At 40.4% G+C, this 18,820-nt stretch carries 19 protein-coding genes; 3 read left to right on the top strand and 16 right to left on the bottom strand.

The window, feature by feature from the left end; genetic code table 11:
- Nucleotides 1–55: 55 nt before the first annotated feature.
- Both BMX21_RS04015 and BMX21_RS04010 read right to left on the bottom strand, forming a co-directional pair.
- A complete protein-coding gene (locus BMX21_RS04015) occupies nt 56–448 on the bottom strand; it encodes a nucleotidyltransferase domain-containing protein (protein WP_022753994.1) in 393 nt (130 codons plus the stop codon).
- A 434-nt stretch (nt 449–882) separates the two neighbouring features.
- A complete protein-coding gene (locus BMX21_RS04010) occupies nt 883–1,023 on the bottom strand; it encodes a helix-turn-helix transcriptional regulator (RefSeq protein WP_155243674.1) in 141 nt (46 codons plus the stop codon).
- Nucleotides 1,024–1,109: 86 nt separating this feature from the next.
- Between BMX21_RS04010 and BMX21_RS04005 the strand changes: the two genes are divergently transcribed.
- The gene (locus BMX21_RS04005) at nt 1,110–2,069 is read left to right on the top strand and encodes an AEC family transporter (protein WP_092041564.1); all 960 of its coding nucleotides are present in this window, start codon (nt 1,110–1,112) and stop codon (nt 2,067–2,069) included.
- A gap of 129 nt (nt 2,070–2,198) precedes the next feature.
- Here BMX21_RS04005 and BMX21_RS04000 read toward each other — a convergent pair whose 3' ends face one another.
- The 5 genes from BMX21_RS04000 to BMX21_RS03980 all read right to left on the bottom strand — a co-directional run bounded on the left by BMX21_RS04000 (nt 2,199) and on the right by BMX21_RS03980 (nt 5,801).
- On the bottom strand, nt 2,199–3,089 hold the full coding sequence (locus BMX21_RS04000) for an aminoglycoside 6-adenylyltransferase (protein ID WP_092041561.1): 891 nt from the start codon (nt 3,087–3,089) through the stop codon (nt 2,199–2,201).
- 47 nt (nt 3,090–3,136) lie between these two features.
- The gene (locus BMX21_RS03995) at nt 3,137–3,892 is read right to left on the bottom strand and encodes a class I SAM-dependent methyltransferase (RefSeq protein ID WP_027217452.1); all 756 of its coding nucleotides are present in this window, start codon (nt 3,890–3,892) and stop codon (nt 3,137–3,139) included.
- Between the two features lie 32 nt (nt 3,893–3,924).
- Nucleotides 3,925–4,686, bottom strand: a complete 762-nt coding sequence (locus BMX21_RS03990) for a GNAT family N-acetyltransferase (RefSeq protein ID WP_092041558.1) — start codon at nt 4,684–4,686, stop codon at nt 3,925–3,927.
- Between the two features lie 185 nt (nt 4,687–4,871).
- Nucleotides 4,872–5,480 carry an SAP domain-containing protein gene (locus BMX21_RS03985; RefSeq protein ID WP_092041555.1) on the bottom strand — a complete coding sequence of 203 codons (609 nt, stop codon included), beginning with the start codon at nt 5,478–5,480 and terminating at the stop codon, nt 4,872–4,874.
- Nucleotides 5,481–5,618: 138 nt separating this feature from the next.
- Nucleotides 5,619–5,801, bottom strand: a complete 183-nt coding sequence (locus BMX21_RS03980) for a hypothetical protein (RefSeq protein WP_092041552.1) — start codon at nt 5,799–5,801, stop codon at nt 5,619–5,621.
- Between the two features lie 246 nt (nt 5,802–6,047).
- On the opposite strand from BMX21_RS03980, the gene BMX21_RS19645 reads away from it, so the two are divergent.
- A complete protein-coding gene (locus tag BMX21_RS19645) occupies nt 6,048–7,151 on the top strand; it encodes a GNAT family N-acetyltransferase (protein WP_242952866.1) in 1,104 nt (367 codons plus the stop codon).
- A 74-nt stretch (nt 7,152–7,225) separates the two neighbouring features.
- Here the strand turns inward: BMX21_RS19645 and BMX21_RS03965 are convergent, their stop codons facing one another.
- The 7 genes from BMX21_RS03965 to tig form a co-directional block, all read right to left on the bottom strand.
- Nucleotides 7,226–7,537, bottom strand: coding sequence for a HigA family addiction module antitoxin (locus BMX21_RS03965; RefSeq protein ID WP_207647637.1), 312 nt, complete (start codon nt 7,535–7,537; stop codon nt 7,226–7,228).
- A gap of 35 nt (nt 7,538–7,572) precedes the next feature.
- Nucleotides 7,573–8,514 carry a RhuM family protein gene (rhuM, locus tag BMX21_RS03960; RefSeq protein ID WP_092041549.1) on the bottom strand — a complete coding sequence of 314 codons (942 nt, stop codon included), beginning with the start codon at nt 8,512–8,514 and terminating at the stop codon, nt 7,573–7,575.
- On the bottom strand, nt 8,501–8,710 hold the full coding sequence (locus BMX21_RS03955) for a helix-turn-helix domain-containing protein (protein WP_022756159.1): 210 nt from the start codon (nt 8,708–8,710) through the stop codon (nt 8,501–8,503). The genes rhuM and BMX21_RS03955 overlap by 14 nt, the downstream gene beginning before the upstream one ends.
- Nucleotides 8,711–8,897: 187 nt before the next feature.
- Entirely contained in the window at nt 8,898–10,454 is a 1,557-nt protein-coding gene (gene guaA, locus BMX21_RS03950; RefSeq protein WP_092041545.1) for a glutamine-hydrolyzing GMP synthase, read from the bottom strand.
- Nucleotides 10,455–10,619: 165 nt separating this feature from the next.
- Nucleotides 10,620–11,927 carry a C40 family peptidase gene (locus tag BMX21_RS03945; RefSeq protein ID WP_177173911.1) on the bottom strand — a complete coding sequence of 436 codons (1,308 nt, stop codon included), beginning with the start codon at nt 11,925–11,927 and terminating at the stop codon, nt 10,620–10,622.
- 343 nt (nt 11,928–12,270) lie between these two features.
- On the bottom strand, nt 12,271–13,641 hold the full coding sequence (gene asnS / locus BMX21_RS03940; protein ID WP_022755345.1) for an asparagine--tRNA ligase: 1,371 nt from the start codon (nt 13,639–13,641) through the stop codon (nt 12,271–12,273).
- Between the two features lie 67 nt (nt 13,642–13,708).
- Nucleotides 13,709–15,013: a trigger factor gene (gene tig / locus BMX21_RS03935; protein ID WP_022755344.1), complete on the bottom strand. Its 1,305-nt coding sequence runs from the start codon at nt 15,011–15,013 to the stop codon at nt 13,709–13,711.
- A gap of 286 nt (nt 15,014–15,299) precedes the next feature.
- Between tig and BMX21_RS03930 the strand changes: the two genes are divergently transcribed.
- Nucleotides 15,300–15,851: a CobD/CbiB family protein gene (locus tag BMX21_RS03930; protein ID WP_022755343.1), complete on the top strand. Its 552-nt coding sequence runs from the start codon at nt 15,300–15,302 to the stop codon at nt 15,849–15,851.
- 154 nt (nt 15,852–16,005) lie between these two features.
- On the opposite strand, the gene BMX21_RS03925 is transcribed toward BMX21_RS03930, so the two are convergent.
- Both BMX21_RS03925 and BMX21_RS03920 read right to left on the bottom strand, forming a co-directional pair.
- Nucleotides 16,006–16,428 (bottom strand): YwiB family protein, encoded by a 423-nt coding sequence (locus tag BMX21_RS03925; RefSeq protein ID WP_177173910.1) that lies wholly within the window; start codon nt 16,426–16,428, stop codon nt 16,006–16,008.
- 224 nt (nt 16,429–16,652) lie between these two features.
- Nucleotides 16,653–18,740, bottom strand: a complete 2,088-nt coding sequence (locus BMX21_RS03920; protein ID WP_092041533.1) for a DUF2264 domain-containing protein — start codon at nt 18,738–18,740, stop codon at nt 16,653–16,655.
- Nucleotides 18,741–18,820 lie beyond the last annotated feature (80 nt).

Genomic DNA, 18,820 nt, shown 5'->3' with positions numbered 1-18,820 from the left:
ATATATCTTAGCTATATATCTTAATTCTATATCTTAATTATTCTAAATCTTAACCCTAAGTCTTAACTCTATTTCTTGATTCTATCTGTAATCTCCATTTAAGGCTTGCATGGTCTTTGCCACTCTTTTCATATATCTTTTCAAACTCTTCGGGAGAAACTTCATTACTGTTTCTGCCTGTTGGGCTCATCTCGATTCCTTTCGAAGGTCCCTCTTCATTAAGCGCTATGACCATGTCCATGAATCTTCTTTTGACTTCGTCAGATATAGAATCTTCTACCACAACGATCAGGTCTATGTCGCTCTTATCCGGATTATAGCAGCCCATTACGGCAGATCCGTGCAAATAGACACCTGTTAAGTTGTCGCCAAGAATATTCCTGGCATTTTCTGTAAACTTACTCGTAACCTTATACAGCTTGCTGCTTTGAAGTTCTAATACTTCCATCTTTTTGTACTCCCCAATGCTTTATATGTATATTTTTAATATAAAGTACGATTTACAAATATATTAGTAAGCTCGTTTAGATCTGCAACTACATAATCCGCCTGCTCTTCATCGCCACGTACCTGCCAATACTTTCCAAATCCCTGCTTGATCTAATATCAAAAAACAGCCATTCTATTGTATCTATTTTCATTTTCATAGATTTTCTTCTCTCCATTCTTATTGCTTAGGGAAAACTGTCAAAAAGATCAAGACTTATTTTTATAAGAGCAAAGTCCTAGAATCCGCTATCTATGCGGTTTCTAGGGCTTATTATATCATTCCACCTCTGGAAAAGCATCAATATCTTGAGATATTGATTTTTCTTTTGTGTCTATATGTTGTTGTGGTTTTGCGTTTATTCCGTCAATTCTTTTTAAGACTTTTATAACCCTTCAGCCTTGCATCAGATTGTAAGGTCTGATATCTGACATATCAACAAGCTTACCTGATACCTTAAGCATATCGAGATCATACTGATTTTGAATGTTAAGCCAAAACTGCGGAGTAGTTCCAAAATACATTGCAAATCTCATAGCAGTATCTGTAGTTATTTTTCCTGTGGTATCATATTATACAAATGCAAAACACAGCACGTAATCATTGATAATCGAGGAAAAAAATGGAAAATCTGATCTTTAGCTTAAACGCCACTCTACCTATATTTTCGCTTATGATCCTGGGATATATTTTCAATAAGATCGGACTTATAGATGAAAAGGCCGCTTCATGGATGAACAAATTTGTATTTAAAGTTGCTCTTCCGGTTCTTCTTTTTGAAGATCTTGCTACTCAAGACTTTGCAGGAACCTGGAATGGCAAATTTGTCTTTTTCTGCTTTGTTGTCACTATGGTCAGCATCGCAGGAATATACTTGTTATCACGAGTTCTTATAAAGGATACTGCTAAAAGAGGTGAATTCGTGCAGGGTGCATATAGAAGCAGCGCCGCATTACTGGGAATTGCCTTTATACACAACATTTACGGTGAATCAAGTTCCGGTATGGCTCCCCTCATGATACTTGGAAGTGTCCCACTTTATAATATTTTTGCTGTGATAATTCTGATGTTTACTGCTGAAGATAACGGTGAAAGCCAGGATTCAAAGACCATTTTCAAGAAAACTGCTAAGGGAATCCTCACAAATCCTATTATTCTAGGCATCGTGGCAGGTCTTTTGTGGTCACTTTTTCAAATTCCAATGCCCAAGATTGGAGAGTCAATTATAAATAATCTTGCAAAGCTCGCTACTCCTCTAGGACTTATGTCTATGGGAGCAACCTTTGATTTCAAAAAAGCAGCAAAGGATGTAAAGCCAGCTCTTACAGCCACATTCATCAAGTTATTTCTACTGGTTGCCATCTTCATTTCAGTGGCTGTAAGCTTTGGATTTAGAGGCGAACAAATTGTCGCACTTCTAGTAATGCTAGGCTCCGCCACAACAGTTAGCTGCTTCATCATGGCAAAAAGCATGGGCCATGATGGAACACTTAGTAGCAGCATCATTATGATGACAACCTTTGGATGTTCCTTCTCTCTGGCCTTTTGGCTCTTTTTGTTAAAAACATTTGGGATAATCTGAGGTGAATTCTATATATATTTAGTCATCAAACAATGATGCCCCCAAGGCACAAAACTAAATCCCTTCCTAGTTGCCAGTTAAATTGTCATTATTGTCACGAGTGACGAGATGATTCTAACATTGTCTCGCTCATTCGTCACCCATATTTTCAAAAATGCTTACAGCGTTTTCATCCATTTCTTTCACAGCAACAAAATATTTGAAACTATTATCGGCTTCCTGCCTATCAAAGACGAAATTGCCATGTTCTGCCACCCATTTTGAAGCATCTATGAACAGCCGGCACATAGATTCCACGGCGCTCCACATGTCGTTTACATCAGTGCCGCAATAAGTGTCCAGATACTTCTGCCACTCTTCCTCAGATAGCCATTTCTTCATATACTTTCCGGATTTACCGACGCTGACAGAATAATCGGTCAGTTCTCCTATTTTCCAGGAAAGCATCTTTTCAAGCTCCTTTCTGACCACGAAGTTCAGCATATCCTGTGCATATGTCACTTCTTTTCTCCAAAGGCCCTTTGCGATATTGTTAAGGCACCACCAGAATTCGTTGCAGACGGCCGCATACTGTTCCTTTGACGGTCGTTTAACAAAATAGGTTTCTTCCGATGCCTCAGGGATCGCAGGAAGAATTCCGTCTTTATCCAGCAGAATCTTGCATAAGCTGTCTTCCGTAACGTTTTCCTTTGCATGCTCTATCGATTTCACGGTAAGATCCAGCCTGTTTCCGTCCGTAAATATCATCAGCCAGCCATAGGAGTTTTCTTTATCACTCGGGTAATCCGGATGTTCGTCCGGATACTGCATAAACAGGATATCCCCAAACCGCCGGATCCACTCCTTGTCCCGGATAAAGGATCCGGTTTCTTCTACGACATAAACAATGTCATAATCCTGAAAAATATCCTTTGGTGCATTGGGATTGGTTCGTGATCCATTCATATAAACGGCACGGATCCTGGCATCTTCCTTCGCTGTACGCAGGATCAGTTCCATCATCTCTTTCTCTGTACGCATTTATATTTTACCCCGCATTGTTGATTGAGAAGTCTTAGACATTTCTTTCAGTTCTTTCTTGCAATCGCAGTAAACTCACCCGGGAGTTTTTCATTTTCCCATGAAGGATATTCATCAAAACGCTCCAAAGTAAATCCGCTCCCGATGATAGAATTTATGATCTCGCTGATGGTGTACTTCCTGTAATGGCATTTCGGGATCTGCTTACGGATCTCCTCATCGTAAAATCTTGCGTGCGCCATCTCACCTTCAAAGATATCTGTTGAGAAATAACTCATGGTTGGCTGCTGCAGCCCAAGTATATCAGAAATTTTGGTGAAGGGATGAAAATCGCTGCAAATCATCTTTCCACCCGGTTTAAGAAGGTTGTTCATAACTTTCATAAAGGCGTCTATATCATGGAAGTAATGAAGGATTCCACCTTCCATGAATACTACATCAAAGAAACCTGCGTATTTGTTCATGTCGATTTCCATAATGTCACAGACTTCGTAGCCTATTTTGACACCTGCTGCATCTGCTGTTTCTACTGCATATTTTTTGTTCGCTTCCGATATGTCAAAAACAGTTACTTCGGATCCCAGAAGTGCCAGCGGAATTGCTTTTTTACCACATGATCCGCATATATTGGCAACTTTGATTCCCTTATATGAATCAAAATAGTTTGCATACTGCTTGAGCATTTTTTCAGGATTTTCTTTATCCTTAGCTGCTCGTTCCTGTGGCGACCCTGCTGTTCTAACCCAGAAATCGTATGCGTCAAACTCCCAGGCTTTCTTATGTTGCATGCTGTAATCTTCCAAATGTTTCTCCCCCTTATCAGTTCTTTTTCCAATCAAGAATGATCTTCTGTGATCTTAACTGCATCAGTTTCTACCCATGCAGGTCTGAATCCGCTCTTAATGGCAATGTTTTGCGACATGATATTAGCTGCTGCAGTTCCGTAAAAAGGTGTATCGCCCATCTCAATGATCTTGTTCTTTAATAGTGTTACCAGGTAAGTGCCAATTCCTCTTGACCTGTATTCAGGAAGCACATCAATTCCAACCTGCTGCCAGTGCGGCGCATCCTCCGAGCAACCTGCCATTCCCATAATATTATCTCCATCGGTAGCAATGACTACAATCCTGTCAGGCCGCACCGGACAAGGCTCCGGATATGCAATTGCATTGGGGAAGCGCGGATCTCCGTAGAACTTGTTTATTTCACTATCATACAGCCACTTCACCTGAAAACGTTCTGGTACGGTTACATCAAGGCAGGGCAAAAACATATGATGTGTAGAATTCATCTGATAACCATACTGTTTCAGCTCTTCGTTTAGCTTTAGAAGATTATCAAATTCAAACAGTCTATGCCCCTCCACATCTTTGATGAAACCGTGCAAGAACTCATGCAGGCATTCATCAGCCATGATCACTGTGCTTGCTCCAAGTGTCGCCATTTGCAAAAAGGGCATATCCGGGCTGTAGCTTCTTCTGCCATCATTCCATTCTGATTTTGTAATGATGATCTCACCCTTATTTAAATCTTCCGGAGTACAGTTATAATCAATGGCTATCTGCTTAAAAAGCTTTTCATAATATTTTTTTAACATCTTTTATCATCCTTGCTTATCTTTTTCACTTATGATTTTTTGCAAATTCATATACCTTCTCAGACCATGCCCAAATATCGGCACAGTCGTTTTCTATGTAAAATACTCTATCTTTCAAATTAGCTGGAATGTATGATTCTAGTATATTTCTTTAACGCGAGGAAATGTATAGTTATGTTTCAGAGTTACAAGAACATATCTTTGTACTTTTCGAACAGATCATGAGAATACTCTTTTTTCATATCAGACTCTCTGACAATCTTCCACAGCGCTGCAGCTGCTTTAAGTCTCTCACTATATATTCCGGTTGCTTCGTCCGCACAAAAATCTTTTACGAACTTATTCCACTGAAGAGCTGACTTATCGTATGTAGCATACGTCTTTTTTTCATAATAGATATCCAAAAGATCTCCAAGTGTAAAACTCTCATCGCCGCTTTCTTTAACCGCTTTTGCAGTAGCAACCATATCGACATTGAACTTGAAGTTCTCTTCTCCTGTCTGCTGCCTGAAGAACTCACGGAACCTGTTTCCAAATGTGAAGCCGCTGGCTATAAGACCTGTATTCAGCGTGAGCTCGGTTACCACTGCTGTTTTCTTTTTAGCTGGTTTCTTCTTTTCCGGTAAGATCTTTTCACCTGAAAAATAGGCTTCCACAACCTTATTAAGTTCTATCTTGCTGCCGGTCGCTTTAAGCCCATGAGCCTTGCAAATTTTGATAAGTTCGTCTCTATACCAATAGTATTTGCAAAATTCTGTGTAGTCTTTTATGTTGTCAAATTCGGGTCGTTGCACGCCTTATAATCCATCCTTATGTTTATCTTTATACAGCTTAAATATTCATATCGTATAATGACAATAATCATTATTTCTCTCAAACACACCATATAATAATAACATATAAGAAACTATCAATGCCGATAAATTCAGTTTTTATCGTGGTTTCGTGATTGGCTGAATTTCTCTTCCGGTATGCTCTTTCAAATAATTCCTACTTCCGCCTAATACAAAGTGATTGTGCAGATCAGCTTTAGGACATTTACGTATCGCTTCTATACTACCTTTTTGTAATGCTTCTATACTACCTTTTTGTAATGCTTCTACAAATTCCATCATCTTTTTTCCTTCCTTAATACTCTCTAACTACACATAGATCATATGCCCTAATACTAAATAAATGATTTCCTGTCTTGCGGTATTTACTAGTATTGTTTTAATATATATTTTGTAAAAATCAGAAAGGTGGTAACACACATGGTTATGTTCTTAAAGTTAAGAAATATCTAATAGCATGAAACTTATAGAATAGTTTCATGCTTCGATCAACTCGAAACGAAAACTATTTTTATAAGGAGAATCCAAATGATATTTCAAGACAATATAATTAAAGAGTATTTACGCAACGTTTATTTTATTTCAGGCACTGCTTGCGGCGGCAAGACAACAGTTACTAAGGCGCTCAGTGAAAAATACGGCATTCCCGTATATATTTTTGATGATCAGTTCACAGTTCATCAGCTTATGTCAGACAAAGAACATCAGCCCTCTATGAATACCCGATTCAGAGATGCAGATGAGTTCTTTGGAAGAAGCGTAGAAGAATACAAAAACTGGCTTTTGGGAAATAAGAGAGAGCAGCTCGACTATGTACTTCTTGATCTTATCAAGCTTTCAAGAGATCAGATTATTTTGTGCGATCTTCACATCGTTGTAGAGGAAGCTGACATAATTACAGATCCTTCCAGAATTGCTTTCATGATCTCCAAACCCGAGAATATTGTGGATACATATTGTAACCGTCCGGATCACAAACCGTTCAGCGATTTCATCCACAGTGCAACTGATTACGAAAAAGCCAAGGCAACCTGCGAGCAGACTTTGACTGAACTAAACATTGAAACATACAACTATATCAAGCAGAGCAATTACTTCTGGGTTGAGCGTAATAATAGCAGAAGTGTTGAAGATACTGCTGCTTTAGTTGCGAATCATTTCGGATGGCGTCTGCTGGATGATCTGTCTATCGAAAAGGTCGATAAAGGAACCGATCTTGCAAATGAACTCCTGTCTTTTATAGAGAACTGTTCTTGGACTGAAGCAAAAAATCACATTGCAGATCTAGTAAGGAACTGGGAATTCACCGATTGGGAGACAATGTTTGTTGCAAAGAGCAAGGGCAAAATAATCGGAATGGCATCCGCCATGAAAGAGGATTATTATCCCCTGCCTGATATTTATCCTTGGATATCCTGTGTATTTGTATCTGAAGAATACCGCGGACAAAGGATCAGCGGAAAACTGATCAATCATGCAAATGAGTATCTGAAAGAGCATGGATTTAGAAAAAGCTATATCCCTGCACCGGTAGAAAATGTGGGTTTATATGAACATTATGGATATTCGTTTGTAAAGGAGATCACTAATTACGGTGGCGGTGATGATCTTCTGTATTCAAAAGATATTTAATAATTCTTTTTACAGAAAAATAAGGATTGCATTTTTAAAGGATCGGAGTAAAATCCGATCCTTTTTGCAACCGATTATCCTTGTATCAAATTATATGGTCTGATATCAGACATATTTACAATCTTACCGGATACCTTAAGCATATCCAAGTCGTACTGATTCTGAATATTCAGCCAAAACTGTGGGGTAGTTCCAAAATACATTGCAAATCTCATTGCAGTATCTGCTGTAATTCCTCTCTTGCCACTTAAGATATCACTAATTCTTGACTGAGGAATATGAATCTCTTTGGCAAGTCTATATGCTGTTATATTCAAAGGGTTCAGGAATCTTCCTGTAAAATTTCGCCTGGTGATATAGGTTCTAAATCCATCATAAATAGCCATAAATGAGGCTTATTGCAATTTCTAATGCATACCACCTAATATTTCATATTCAGCAAATTCATCACCAACTTGACCATGATATCCTTTTCATCCGGATTCGATTCCGCAATCATAAGCGTGATGGCTACCAATTCACCATCGCCAATACGCTTATTACCATCTTTAAACAAAGCTTGATTCCTCTCTAAAAATTCCAAGAACAAAGAAGCAGCAATTCTCTTACATCCATCCGCAAATGGATGATCCTTAATCATAAAGTAGAGTAGATTAGCAGCTTTTTCTTCTATAGTCGGATATGCATCTTGACCAAATGCGCTTTGATAAATCGCTGAAATAATCCCATTAACTTTACCCGCTTCTTTTTCGACACCAAATACATCTGTCTCAAAAGAATCCTTCATATGAGAAACCATTGTCATACAATCATCATAAGTAATCCTATATATAGGAGACTTTCCGTCAGGTTTTATAATCGATTGATGATCATACTGATCTAATAAAGTCAGCGCATCCGTATACAGATTTACTGCTCTTAAGATATCCTTTTCTTCAACATTTAATGCATCTGCTAACATTCGTGTTTGGATATCTACAGTCTTTTCCAACGCATTGAGTCGCTTTTCGTTGATTGCATAGCCATCAACAATATACTCCCTAAGTACTTTATTCGCCCACTGCCTAAACTCAATTCCTCTATGCGATTTAACACGATATCCAACAGATATAATCACATCAAGCGCATAAAACTGAACCGGCCTATCTGCATTTGCAATGTGCATTTTTTGCACATTGCTCTCTTTATCCAATTCACCTTCTTTGAAAACATTGTTCACATGACGCGTTATAACTGTTCTATCAACATCAAACAATTCCGTCATCTGCGCCTGTGTCAACCAAACGGTATCGCCATCCATTGGAACTGATAATGTAACATCCTTATCCTTTGTCTCAAATAATACAATCTCATTTTTCTTCATGCCGATTCTTCTCCCCCGTTAATTCCTCATATTTCAGCTGATACGCAATAAGCCTAGGAATGTACTCCGGTGGAGTACGGCGGCCCGCTTCCCAATCCTCAAGTGTTCGGACCGGAATCCCCGTGTGTTCCGAAAACTCTTTTCGATTCATATTCACACCCTCGCGTAGTTCTCTTATCACCTTTGCAGTATCCATAACATCCTCCTCGCATTGCGTTTATATAATTATATTACACGACCGTCAAACACGCAATGTGTGGTTTTTGCTTCATTTTAGAATCACTCATAGAATCATAGTAAAAAAGAGCCGGGAGTAAATGCTCTCAGCTCTTGATATTACTGGATTTCCATACACTTGTAAATCACTTGGAACTACTCACCCGTTACTCCATCTCAATAGTTCCCGGCGGCTTAGAAGTAAGATCATACATTACTCTGTTAACGCCCTTTACTTCGTTGATGATACGAGTCATGCATATCTGAAGTACATTCCACGGGATCTCGGCAGCTTCTGCTGTCATGAAGTCAGATGTTATAACTCCGCGAAGAGCGATAGCATAATCATATGTACGCTCATCTCCCATTACACCTACGCTACGCATGTTGGTAAGTGCAGCAAAGAACTGTCCCTTGCCCATGTCTATGCCTGCCTTCTCAAGCTCTGAGCGGTAGATATAGTCTGCATCTTGGACGATTCTAACCTTTTCAGGTGTAACTTCTCCGATGATTCTGATTCCAAGTCCGGGACCTGGGAATGGCTGACGGAATACGAGCTTTTCAGGTATTCCAAGCTCAAGGCCGACCTGTCTTACTTCATCCTTGAAGAGCATTCTAAGAGGCTCAACGATCTCTTTGAAATCTACATGATCAGGAAGTCCGCCTACATTGTGGTGTGACTTGATAGTAGCACCCTTGCCGATTCCGGACTCTACTACGTCAGGATATATAGTTCCCTGAGCCAGAAAATCAACTGCTCCTATCTTCTTAGCTTCCTTCTCGAATACATTTATGAATTCTGCACCGATTATCTTACGCTTGGTCTCAGGATCTGTCTGGCCTGCAAGCTTCTCATAGAAATAATCCTGTGCATTGACTCTGATAAAGTTAAGTTCATAAGGGCCTTCCGGACCAAATACAGCCTCAACCTCATCGCCTTCGTCCTTACGAAGAAGACCATGATCTACAAATACGCATGTAAGCTGTTTGCCGATAGCTTTGGACAGAAGAACTGCACATACAGAAGAATCAACTCCGCCTGAAAGTGCACACAGAACCTTACCATCGCCAATCTTCTCTCTAAGCTCCTTAACTGTTGTCTCAACAAATGAAGACATCTTCCAATCGCCAGAGCATCCGCATACATTACGAACGAAGCTGCTGATCATCTTGGTTCCCTGAGGTGTATGAAGTACTTCAGGATGGAACTGTACTGCGTAAAGCTTCTTAGCAGCATTCTCCATGGCTGCAACAGGGCAGTTTCTGGTGTGACCTGTGATCATAAATCCTTCCGGAGCCTTAGCAATATAATCTGTGTGGCTCATCCAGCAGCTTGTGTTGCCATCACCATCTGTCTCAACATCCTGGAAAAGAAGGCTGTCAAGTGCTTCCAAAGTAACTTCTGTATGACCATATTCTGAAACAGGAGCAGTCTTAACAACGCCTCCCATTCTGTAAGCCATAAGCTGTGAACCATAACAGATTCCAAGAATCGGGATTCCTGCTTCAAAGAGTTCACGGGAGTAAGTCGGTGAATCTTCTTTGTACACACTTGCGGGACCGCCTGTAAGAATTATTCCCTTGGGATTTTTTGCTTTGATTTCATCAAGAGGCATAGTATACGGGTGAATCTCGCAATATACATTGCATTCCCTGACACGCCTTGCGATCAGCTGTTTGTACTGACCACCGAAATCAAGAACGATAATAAGTTCCTGTGCCATAAACTCTCCTTATAAATAATATCTTTTTAATAAACCACTATTACTCTACATAAATTGCCGAAATTACGCAAGTAAAAAAAACGGGCTAAAAATCGAGATTTATCATGCAATTTTGAACAATTATTCAAAACATCTCATCTCTTCACAGTATATTTGTAAAGATAGTCATACAAACCTTCTTACTGAGGTGATCGTGCGGTATGTTGCATATCCATACTTAATTCCTGTCTTTTCAGAGCTTGCATGTACTATCCTTCCATTACCAAGGTATATAGCGCAGTGACCTGCGTATACTATAACATCGCCCGGTCTGGCATCTTCATAGGCAACTCCCGTTCCGGCAGAGTTAAGTGCATACGAAGTCCTTGGCACAGTGATTCCAAATGCCTTGTAAACAGAATAAACAAATCCCGAACAGTCGCACCCATCAGTAAGACTCGTCCCGCCAAATACATATGGATTACCTACAAACTGGCAGGCATAGGCTGCTATATTATCACCTGTAGCTTCTCCCGCAGGCGAATAAGTCTTGCCTGAAGAAGATGACGGCGTTGATGATGAAGATGACGAAGAAGTCGAATCCGATCCGGAAGAAGCATTGGCCGACTCCTGGGCTGCTTTCTTGGCAGCTTCCTCTGCCGCCTTTCTGGCAGCCTCTTCCTCAGCTTCCTTGGCCTTGATCTCACTATCAAGTGATGCGATCTGTGCTGTCTGAGCCTTGAGCTGTTCTTTATAAGTGGCAGCTTGAGCACGGGCATTGGCAAGCTGAGTCTCATAATCGGCATAGGCCAGTTTATATTCATTCAGCGTCTTCTGAAGAAGTTCCTGCTCCTGGGCAAGCTCTTCCTTGGTTGTCTCCAATTCTCCCTTTTCATCCTCAAGCTGAACTTTGTAGGTAGCCTTCTCAAGCTGCACCTCTACATAAGCTTCAAGCTGCTGCCTGTCATATTCATAGAGCTGTTCTACATACTCAGCCTTGGTGGTAAAATCCGAAAAGCTCGTTGCACTCATGAGTATCTCAACATATGTAGTCTCACCCTTTTCATACATATATTTGATACGTGCGCACATCTCTTGGTAGAGCTTTTCTTCCTGTGCCTTGGCTTCATCATAAGCTGCCTGAGTTGCTTCTATCTCGGCTTCCTTATCAGCTATTTCGTCTTCAATCAAGGAGATATCTGCTATAAGCCCAACAAGCTGGTCATTGGTATCATCGATCTGTTCACCAAGTTCAGTCTGCTCATCAGCTATCTCCTGCGCTGCGTCACTGGCGCTGTCATATGCATCCTGAGTCTGCGACTGCTGTTTTTGTAGCTCTTCTTTTTGTTTTTTCAAATCAGAACTGGTGGCTGCCCATACAGGTACTGCCACCAGTTGAATTGTCGTAAGTATAGCTATAGTTAATACGGAAAAAATCCTTTTGCCTTTTTTCATGGTCTCTCCCACATCAAAGTCTGAATGCTTTAAGTTCAATTTCAACCTCATATCGCGAATGAAACGAGTGACTAATGTTTCAACTTAATGGAGTTCGCGACATCAAGGCGGGTTTGAAAATGAAACATTTTCAAACTTCAAGCTTTGGTGCCTGTCTATGTTTTAGATTATTCCGTTCGATATAAAAATCCCCCGGTAAAAGTAGTCCTATTAGAGTAATTTTATCACAATACTGTATCCTTCGCCATCCATGGCATATATGTAACATCTTTATGATCTTTATGATCTGTATTATCCATCATCATTTCTCGCTATTTCAAGATGCACATTAAAAAGAGGTGAATTTTGATCTTCACCTCTTTGATAAAATATATCTCTTATATCAATAGTTAAGGTTACCAGGTGTTCTTGGGAAAGGTATTACGTCTCTGATGTTCTCAACGCCTGTTAAGTACATGATAAGACGCTCAAATCCCATTCCGTATCCTGAGTGGTAGCATCCGCCGAACTTTCTAAGGTTTACATACCATTCTACCTGGCTTCTGTCTACGCCATGGATCTTGATAAGTTCTTCGAGCTTGTCCATGTCTACTTCTCTCTCAGAACCGCCCATAAGCTCGCCTGATCCTGGAACTTCAAGGTCAACAGCAGCAACTGTCTTGCCGTCATCGTTGAGCTTCATGTACCAAGCTTTGATATCCTTGGGCCAGTTGTAGATGAATACCGGAGCTCCGAAATGCTCTGTGATCCACTTCTCATGCTCCTTGGCAATATCAGATTCATAGTCAGGAGTGAACTCCCACTTCTCACCTGATCCAAGAAGAAGGTCTATAGCCTCGTGGTGTGTGATTCTTACGAAGTTAGAATTTGCAACCTTCTCAAGCTTCTCTTTAAGTCCCTTGGATACGAACTGGTTGAGGAATTCAATCTCAGCAGCACCCTTTTCAAGAGTGTACTTGATGACATACTTGAGCATATCCTCTTCTGCATCCATAAGTCCTTCAAGATGAGTAAATGCCATCTCAGGTTCGATCATCCAGAACTCGTTGGCATGAGTCTTGGTGTTGGAATCCTCTGTTCTGAAAGTAGGTCCAAATGTGTAGATCTTCTTGAATGCCATAGCATATGTCTCGCCATGAAGCTGACCTGAACCTGTGATATAAGCCTCTTTTCCAAAAAGGTCCTGAGTGTAATCTACGCTTCCATCCTCAGTCTTCGGAACATCAGCAAGGTCAAAAGTTGTAACCTTGAACATCTGATTAGAACCTTCACAGTCAGAGTTGGTCATGATAGGTGTATGAACATATGTATAGTTGTTATTCTGAAAGTACTCATGAATACCAGCAGCTGCGATAGATCTGATCTTAAATACAGCTTGGAAAAGCTTAGTTCTGGGACGAAGATAAGCCTGGCTTCTTAAGAACTCAACTGTGTGTCTCTTAGGCTGAATAGGATAATCTGTAGGGCAGTCACCGATAAGATTGATGCTTTCAGGCTTAAGCTCATACTCCTGTTTTCCATTAGATTCAACAAGTGTTCCCTTTACTTCAATAGCAGATCCGGGATGAATCTTAGTGATACTATCAAAATTTGCAAGTTCCTTGGTATATACTACCTGAAGAGTATTAACAGAAGTACCATCATAGAAATCTATAAATCCAAACTCTTTCTGGTCACGATTATTTCTAACCCAGCCCTCAAGTTCTACTGTATCTCCGATCTTTTTGGTCTTAAAAACATCAATTAAATCCATACTGCTCCTTTCCTCCCGATCATGCGAGAGTATTGTGTATATATATTTTTATTAATTATTTTAGTATTTATTCTGCTATTGATGCTGCCTCTGAAGCATCATCTGTCTCTTCTTCAAGTTCGGAAGCTTCAACTTCTACAAGTGTAGAATTCTCTGCAAGGAAATCCTGTGCCTTCTCAGCGATAAGCTGTTCAGCTGCAAGCTCCCTGACATCTCTTCCGTAAGTAGAATTATAGAACTCTGCAAAAGAGTCTACGTCTTCATATCCGGACTGAGTTGCAATATCTAAAAGCTCTGCTTCTATGTCTTCATCTGTAACTGTAAGACCTTCAGCATCTGCGATAGCTCTTTCGAGGAATATATATTTGAGCTGCTCTACAGCCTGCTCCTCTTTGTAGGATGCAACCTCTTCTGCTGCTATTCCATAGTTCTGGCTGATATAGTCATCAACAGATGAATATGATACGCCATAATAGTAGCTGTACATCTGCATGTAATACTCAAGAGTATCTTCATAGTCAGAAATGAATCTGTCTACAAGTACCTGAGGGAACTCCTCTGCAAATGTAGCATTGTCATATGCAAGATCAAGAGCGGATGATCTTGCTGTCTCCTTGTTTTCTTCCTGAGCCTGAGTGGTAAGGTCTTCTTTGATATATTCAAGAAGGCTATCCTTGTCTGTAACGCCTTCAATACCAAGAGCTGCTACCTCTTCGTCAGAATAAGCTGGTGCAGAGATCTTGTTAATTGTAACAGTGAAGATAACATCTACTCCTGCAAGCTCAGCTGCGCTGTAATCTTCAGGGAATGTAAGATTTATATCAACAGTTGTACCAACTTCTGCTCCGATAAGACTATCCTCAAAACCGGGAATAAAGCTTCCTGAACCTATAACAAGGTCATAGCCTTCTGCAGAATCATCAGTACCACCATCAAATGCTTCAAGTGTATCAGCATACTTGCCTACGTAGTTGATATTGGCTGTATCTCCCATTCTTACATCTGTACGATCTGTAACTTCTACCGGTGTAAATGATGATGCATAGGATGAAAGAAGAGTAGACTGAACATCTTCGTCAGTAATTTCCACTATCGGAACCTTGACTTCAAATCCCTTATAATCACCAAGAGTTACATAATCACTTGCTGTGTAGTATGAAAGATATCCATCCTCGGTAAGAGGCTCTGCAGAAGCTCCTGCAGATGATCCGTCAACAGCCCCCTGGAGAGACTGAGCATCAATTCCCTCTGCAAGTGAAGCAGACGATGATGCACTGTTTGCATTAGTGCTGGCATCTCCAGCTTTATTACATCCTGCGAGCAACACCCCACTTAAAACTGTTGCCATAACAATTGTCAGTTTCTTTTTCATATTAAAATCCCTTCTTTTGTGCCTGTTGGCAATATATATCCGGCGTAATGCCGAAATTAGATTCAGAAAACCCATGATAATGAATCTTTTATTCAAGTCAACTTTTACCATATTACCATACCTTGGCGCCCATGTGAACTGCAAGTCAAAAAAGTAAGAACCCTTTTAAATAATTAATAGATAAAAATTTAGTAAATATGTAGGGAAACGTTGCCTGTTTTTTTTAAAAATGTTAATATGTACTACGCACCAACTATTTTTTGTTAATTATCTGGGAGGTTAAGTTTTGAACGTACTTAAAGAAAACTTGAAGGTTGTCATTGTAGACGCCGTTGTCCTTGCATTTGTAATCTTGCTCTTCGTATTCCATCAGCCGGTTTTGGCAATAATAACTCTTGTTCTTGCTATCGCCGGAACTGTTTTATACATTGTCGGATCCAAGAGGCTTGCTCAGCAGGAAGAGTCTAAGGCACAGCTTGAAGCTGCCAAGCAGACAGTTTCAATGTTCATCATCAGCAAAAAGAAAATGAGAATGAGCGAAGCAGGACTTCCTGCAGCTGCACTTGAATCTGTATCCAAGCTCGCTCGTCGTCAGAAACTTCCGATCCTCAAAGTCAAGGTTGGACCTCAGATCATGAACCTTATCTGTGAGCCTGAAATCTTTGATTCTGTTCCTGAGAAGAAAGAAGTTAAAGCTACAGTAGCAGGTCTTTATGTAACTTCTGTTAAGGGTCTTCATGGCAACAAGGGTGTTAAGAAGCCTGAAGAAAAGAAGGGATTCTGGAAGAGAACACTTGAGAAAGCTCAGGAAAAAGCTGGAGCTAAGCAGATTAAATGATGCTCTTTGCATTATAATTATTTGATTTCTTTGTTTAATATTACAACCTGATAAGATTTTATCAGGTTGTTTTTTTTGCGCTTTTTATCAAGCTTTTTATTCTTAACTAGACTTCCCACTTGGATGCGCCGGCATCTCCAAAGTGGGAAGTTTTTCATGCCCTGATATCTATTTTGATATCAGAATTCGAAGTCACCTGACCGTCCATCTCAAGCATGTACTTAACATGAGCATACAGATGATTTTCATCACCATCCACTTCAAGTATATCAGTCTTAACCTTCATATCCATAGCGCCGTATGGAGTATTATAAGTTGATACGTGATCTACGCCCTTTTCAAAGACCATGACTGATGCAAAGCTTCCTTTCCTGACCATCTTGATCTTAGAAGATGATATGCGAAAAGAGGTTGTGACCATCTCTCCTGATTCGTCCCTGGATTCGTCACCTTTTATAACATTTATTCCATCATCAGTTATGTCCCAGGTACAGGTACTATTGGACTCAATCTTCTCGGGAGTCTTCTCTCCTCTGTCATGTATTCCTATAACACTAATATTTGCTTTTCTCTCCATATGATTCCTCATCTTTTTGCTCATGTCATGGATCAAAGACATAGCTCTTACCATGCATCCGTTATCTTACTTAAGATGATACTCCATCAAATAGCAAATAGGCAAATACTTGGGACTGACTGTTCCCACAGGAAGGTTTGTGGGTTTTCGCATATGTCGCGCCATCATTTTGGTTTTGAAAGAGAAACACTTTCAAACTTAAAACCTCATGACTATAAACACTATCACAGCGAAAGATCAGCTTCTATTCCTTCAAATACCACTGCGTGCTGCTTTCCGTCTTTCATGGTTATAGTAACAGGTCCAAAAGCGCCGCTATTCCAGGGATCCGTGTACTCTATCTTGCGTATTGGGAACAGCTCATCATCTGTAAAATCTTCATAACTATGTCTTGTGATAGTCTGAGATACAAGGACATATGGCTTTGAGGCATCATAGAGCCTTGGTCCTGATCCAGCCTTAGCATATACTATGATAGACTTACACGAATCAGGATTGGTACCTTCTGATCTTACGATATCAATATCCTCCCAGCCGGAATATATTGTCATGGCAAGCTGGCATGGACTTCCCATATGGTCAGTTCCTTTAAGGATTATGGCCTTGGCTTCGCCCTCATTTTTACGGATAATCTGCGTATCATTATCCGGGAAGCCATAAGAACCTAGTGTTATAGTAACAGGCCTTTTGTAAAGTACAAGCTTATCGGCACGCACAAGTCCCTCACTTACGCCAAAATCTGCGAAGTCCATACTCTGAACCCAGTGTCTTTCATTCTCAATCTTGTAGTCAAAAAATCCGCGCCTGTATAATACACCGTCTCTGCAACCCGCAGCAAATACAGCATTTGGATACAGTCTGTCTCCATTATGTTCGTCTGTTATGACATACATCTGGGATTCTACAGCTGGTCCATCCTGGTAGGAAGGCGTTGCTTCCCAAGGGAACTTACTGTTATAAGAGAGCTTGTTATAATTCCACATCCCATGCATGTCACCTGCTGTCTTGAAAACCTTGGCACTTCTAAGTATCGTCTCTCCATTATCCTTGTGGTTGGAAAAACACAGTGAAGGTCCTTTGAGGACTGTCTCCTTGACTTCATGATCACCAAGCTTGTCAAAAGAGTTCTCAGATTCCCTGCTGGTCCAGAAAGGATGATCTTTAGGAAGGTGCAGACATAGAAAAGCCTTACCAAGCCAAAAAGGTGACTCAGCACAGGAATATCCCTGAACAAGAGGCGTGAACTGGCCATAAAAGCCCAAAGTAGGCACTCCGTTCCATAGAAAATCATCTCTTGTAAGAAACTGTAACAAAGATCCTGAACATATGCGCCTTGAAAGCCCCGGATCAGCCTTAGAATTTCTAAGGAACATATTGGCATCAAATGCACTTGTTGCAGCATTTCTATATATACAGCTCCTGCCCCACATATTGGTGTATCCGTCATTGTCGAACATGTCTGCATAAGTCTTCATAAGAGCATTGGAAGCATCTTCTATTCTAGCCGCAACATAAGGCAGCTTCTCATATCCGTACCAATTACACCAGATAGGCCCATATACATTGAACGCCCAGCAGGAATAATAATCAAAGCACTGACCATCCCTATACCAGCCATCTCCTACATAGTAATTAATAATCGCCTGAGCATGATCTCCCATTATCTTTTCATCAATCTTATACCCATACTTATACAAAAAGGCCATATCCAGCATGTTAAAAAGGCGCCAGTTCTGCGGAACTGTAGGATTGTAAGCATAGCTTTTCAGAAAATCGGCGATATCATCTTTTTCCTGATCAGAATATGTATCCCAGATCTCGGATGCACACGCATCAAGGCCTATCACAAGGGCGCAGGTCTCGACAGTCTGCTGAAAAGGCTTTATAGGATCACTTGCAAATGCACCTGTATGAAGCTCTTCATAAGTCCCGACATATGAAGGGTCTTCCTTGTCACAGCAGCTCTTATAGATCTGATGCTTATAATAATCTGCAAGTTTTATGCCATTAATTGTGATATCAGGCTCATTATGGATCATCACGGATGCTATAAAAAAAGATCTGGTAAGTCCTTCAAATATCTCCGCTTTCTGCTCTGCTACAAATCCCTCACCTGTGCTATATTTGTGGGGATACGTAACATCAGTCTCCTTGCGAGGGACAACTACAGGCCTTTCTATAGAATCAATATGCCTAAAAATCCCTTCAAGCATATATCTGCCGGCATCAAGCCAGCTCTCGCGCGTAAGTCCTGTATAAGGACTTAATTCAAAATCTGTATATTTAGGTTTCCAAGTATTATTTATGCTCATCATATCTCTCCGAATATCTGCAGACGCAGACTATATATGATCTATATACTACTTGCCACTGTAAAGGCTTTGGGGATACT

The organism is Butyrivibrio sp. TB (assembly GCF_900110805.1).
Taxonomy (GTDB): domain Bacteria; phylum Bacillota; class Clostridia; order Lachnospirales; family Lachnospiraceae; genus Butyrivibrio; species Butyrivibrio fibrisolvens_C.
The sequence above is the reverse complement of the archived record's forward strand: the minus strand, read 5'-3'. Positions and strand labels throughout refer to the sequence as shown.

What these genes read in the sequence shown, in the direction of transcription:
- BMX21_RS03920 (WP_092041533.1), bottom strand. Translation starts at nt 18,740, where the DNA reads ATGAGCATAAATAATACTTGGAAACCTAAATATACAGATTTTGAATTA.
- BMX21_RS04015 (WP_022753994.1), bottom strand. Translation starts at nt 448, where the DNA reads ATGGAAGTATTAGAACTTCAAAGCAGCAAGCTGTATAAGGTTACGAGT.
- tig (WP_022755344.1), bottom strand. Translation starts at nt 15,013, where the DNA reads ATGAAAAAGAAACTGACAATTGTTATGGCAACAGTTTTAAGTGGGGTG.
- BMX21_RS04010 (WP_155243674.1), bottom strand. Translation starts at nt 1,023, where the DNA reads ATGAGATTTGCAATGTATTTTGGAACTACTCCGCAGTTTTGGCTTAAC.
- asnS (WP_022755345.1), bottom strand. Translation starts at nt 13,641, where the DNA reads ATGGATTTAATTGATGTTTTTAAGACCAAAAAGATCGGAGATACAGTA.
- BMX21_RS19645 (WP_242952866.1), top strand. Translation starts at nt 6,048, where the DNA reads ATGATATTTCAAGACAATATAATTAAAGAGTATTTACGCAACGTTTAT.
- BMX21_RS04000 (WP_092041561.1), bottom strand. Translation starts at nt 3,089, where the DNA reads ATGCGTACAGAGAAAGAGATGATGGAACTGATCCTGCGTACAGCGAAG.
- guaA (WP_092041545.1), bottom strand. Translation starts at nt 10,454, where the DNA reads ATGGCACAGGAACTTATTATCGTTCTTGATTTCGGTGGTCAGTACAAA.
- BMX21_RS04005 (WP_092041564.1), top strand. Translation starts at nt 1,110, where the DNA reads ATGGAAAATCTGATCTTTAGCTTAAACGCCACTCTACCTATATTTTCG.
- BMX21_RS03925 (WP_177173910.1), bottom strand. Translation starts at nt 16,428, where the DNA reads ATGGAGAGAAAAGCAAATATTAGTGTTATAGGAATACATGACAGAGGA.
- BMX21_RS03980 (WP_092041552.1), bottom strand. Translation starts at nt 5,801, where the DNA reads ATGATGGAATTTGTAGAAGCATTACAAAAAGGTAGTATAGAAGCATTA.
- BMX21_RS03990 (WP_092041558.1), bottom strand. Translation starts at nt 4,686, where the DNA reads ATGTTAAAAAAATATTATGAAAAGCTTTTTAAGCAGATAGCCATTGAT.
- BMX21_RS03965 (WP_207647637.1), bottom strand. Translation starts at nt 7,537, where the DNA reads ATGGCTATTTATGATGGATTTAGAACCTATATCACCAGGCGAAATTTT.
- BMX21_RS03955 (WP_022756159.1), bottom strand. Translation starts at nt 8,710, where the DNA reads ATGGATACTGCAAAGGTGATAAGAGAACTACGCGAGGGTGTGAATATG.
- rhuM (WP_092041549.1), bottom strand. Translation starts at nt 8,514, where the DNA reads ATGAAGAAAAATGAGATTGTATTATTTGAGACAAAGGATAAGGATGTT.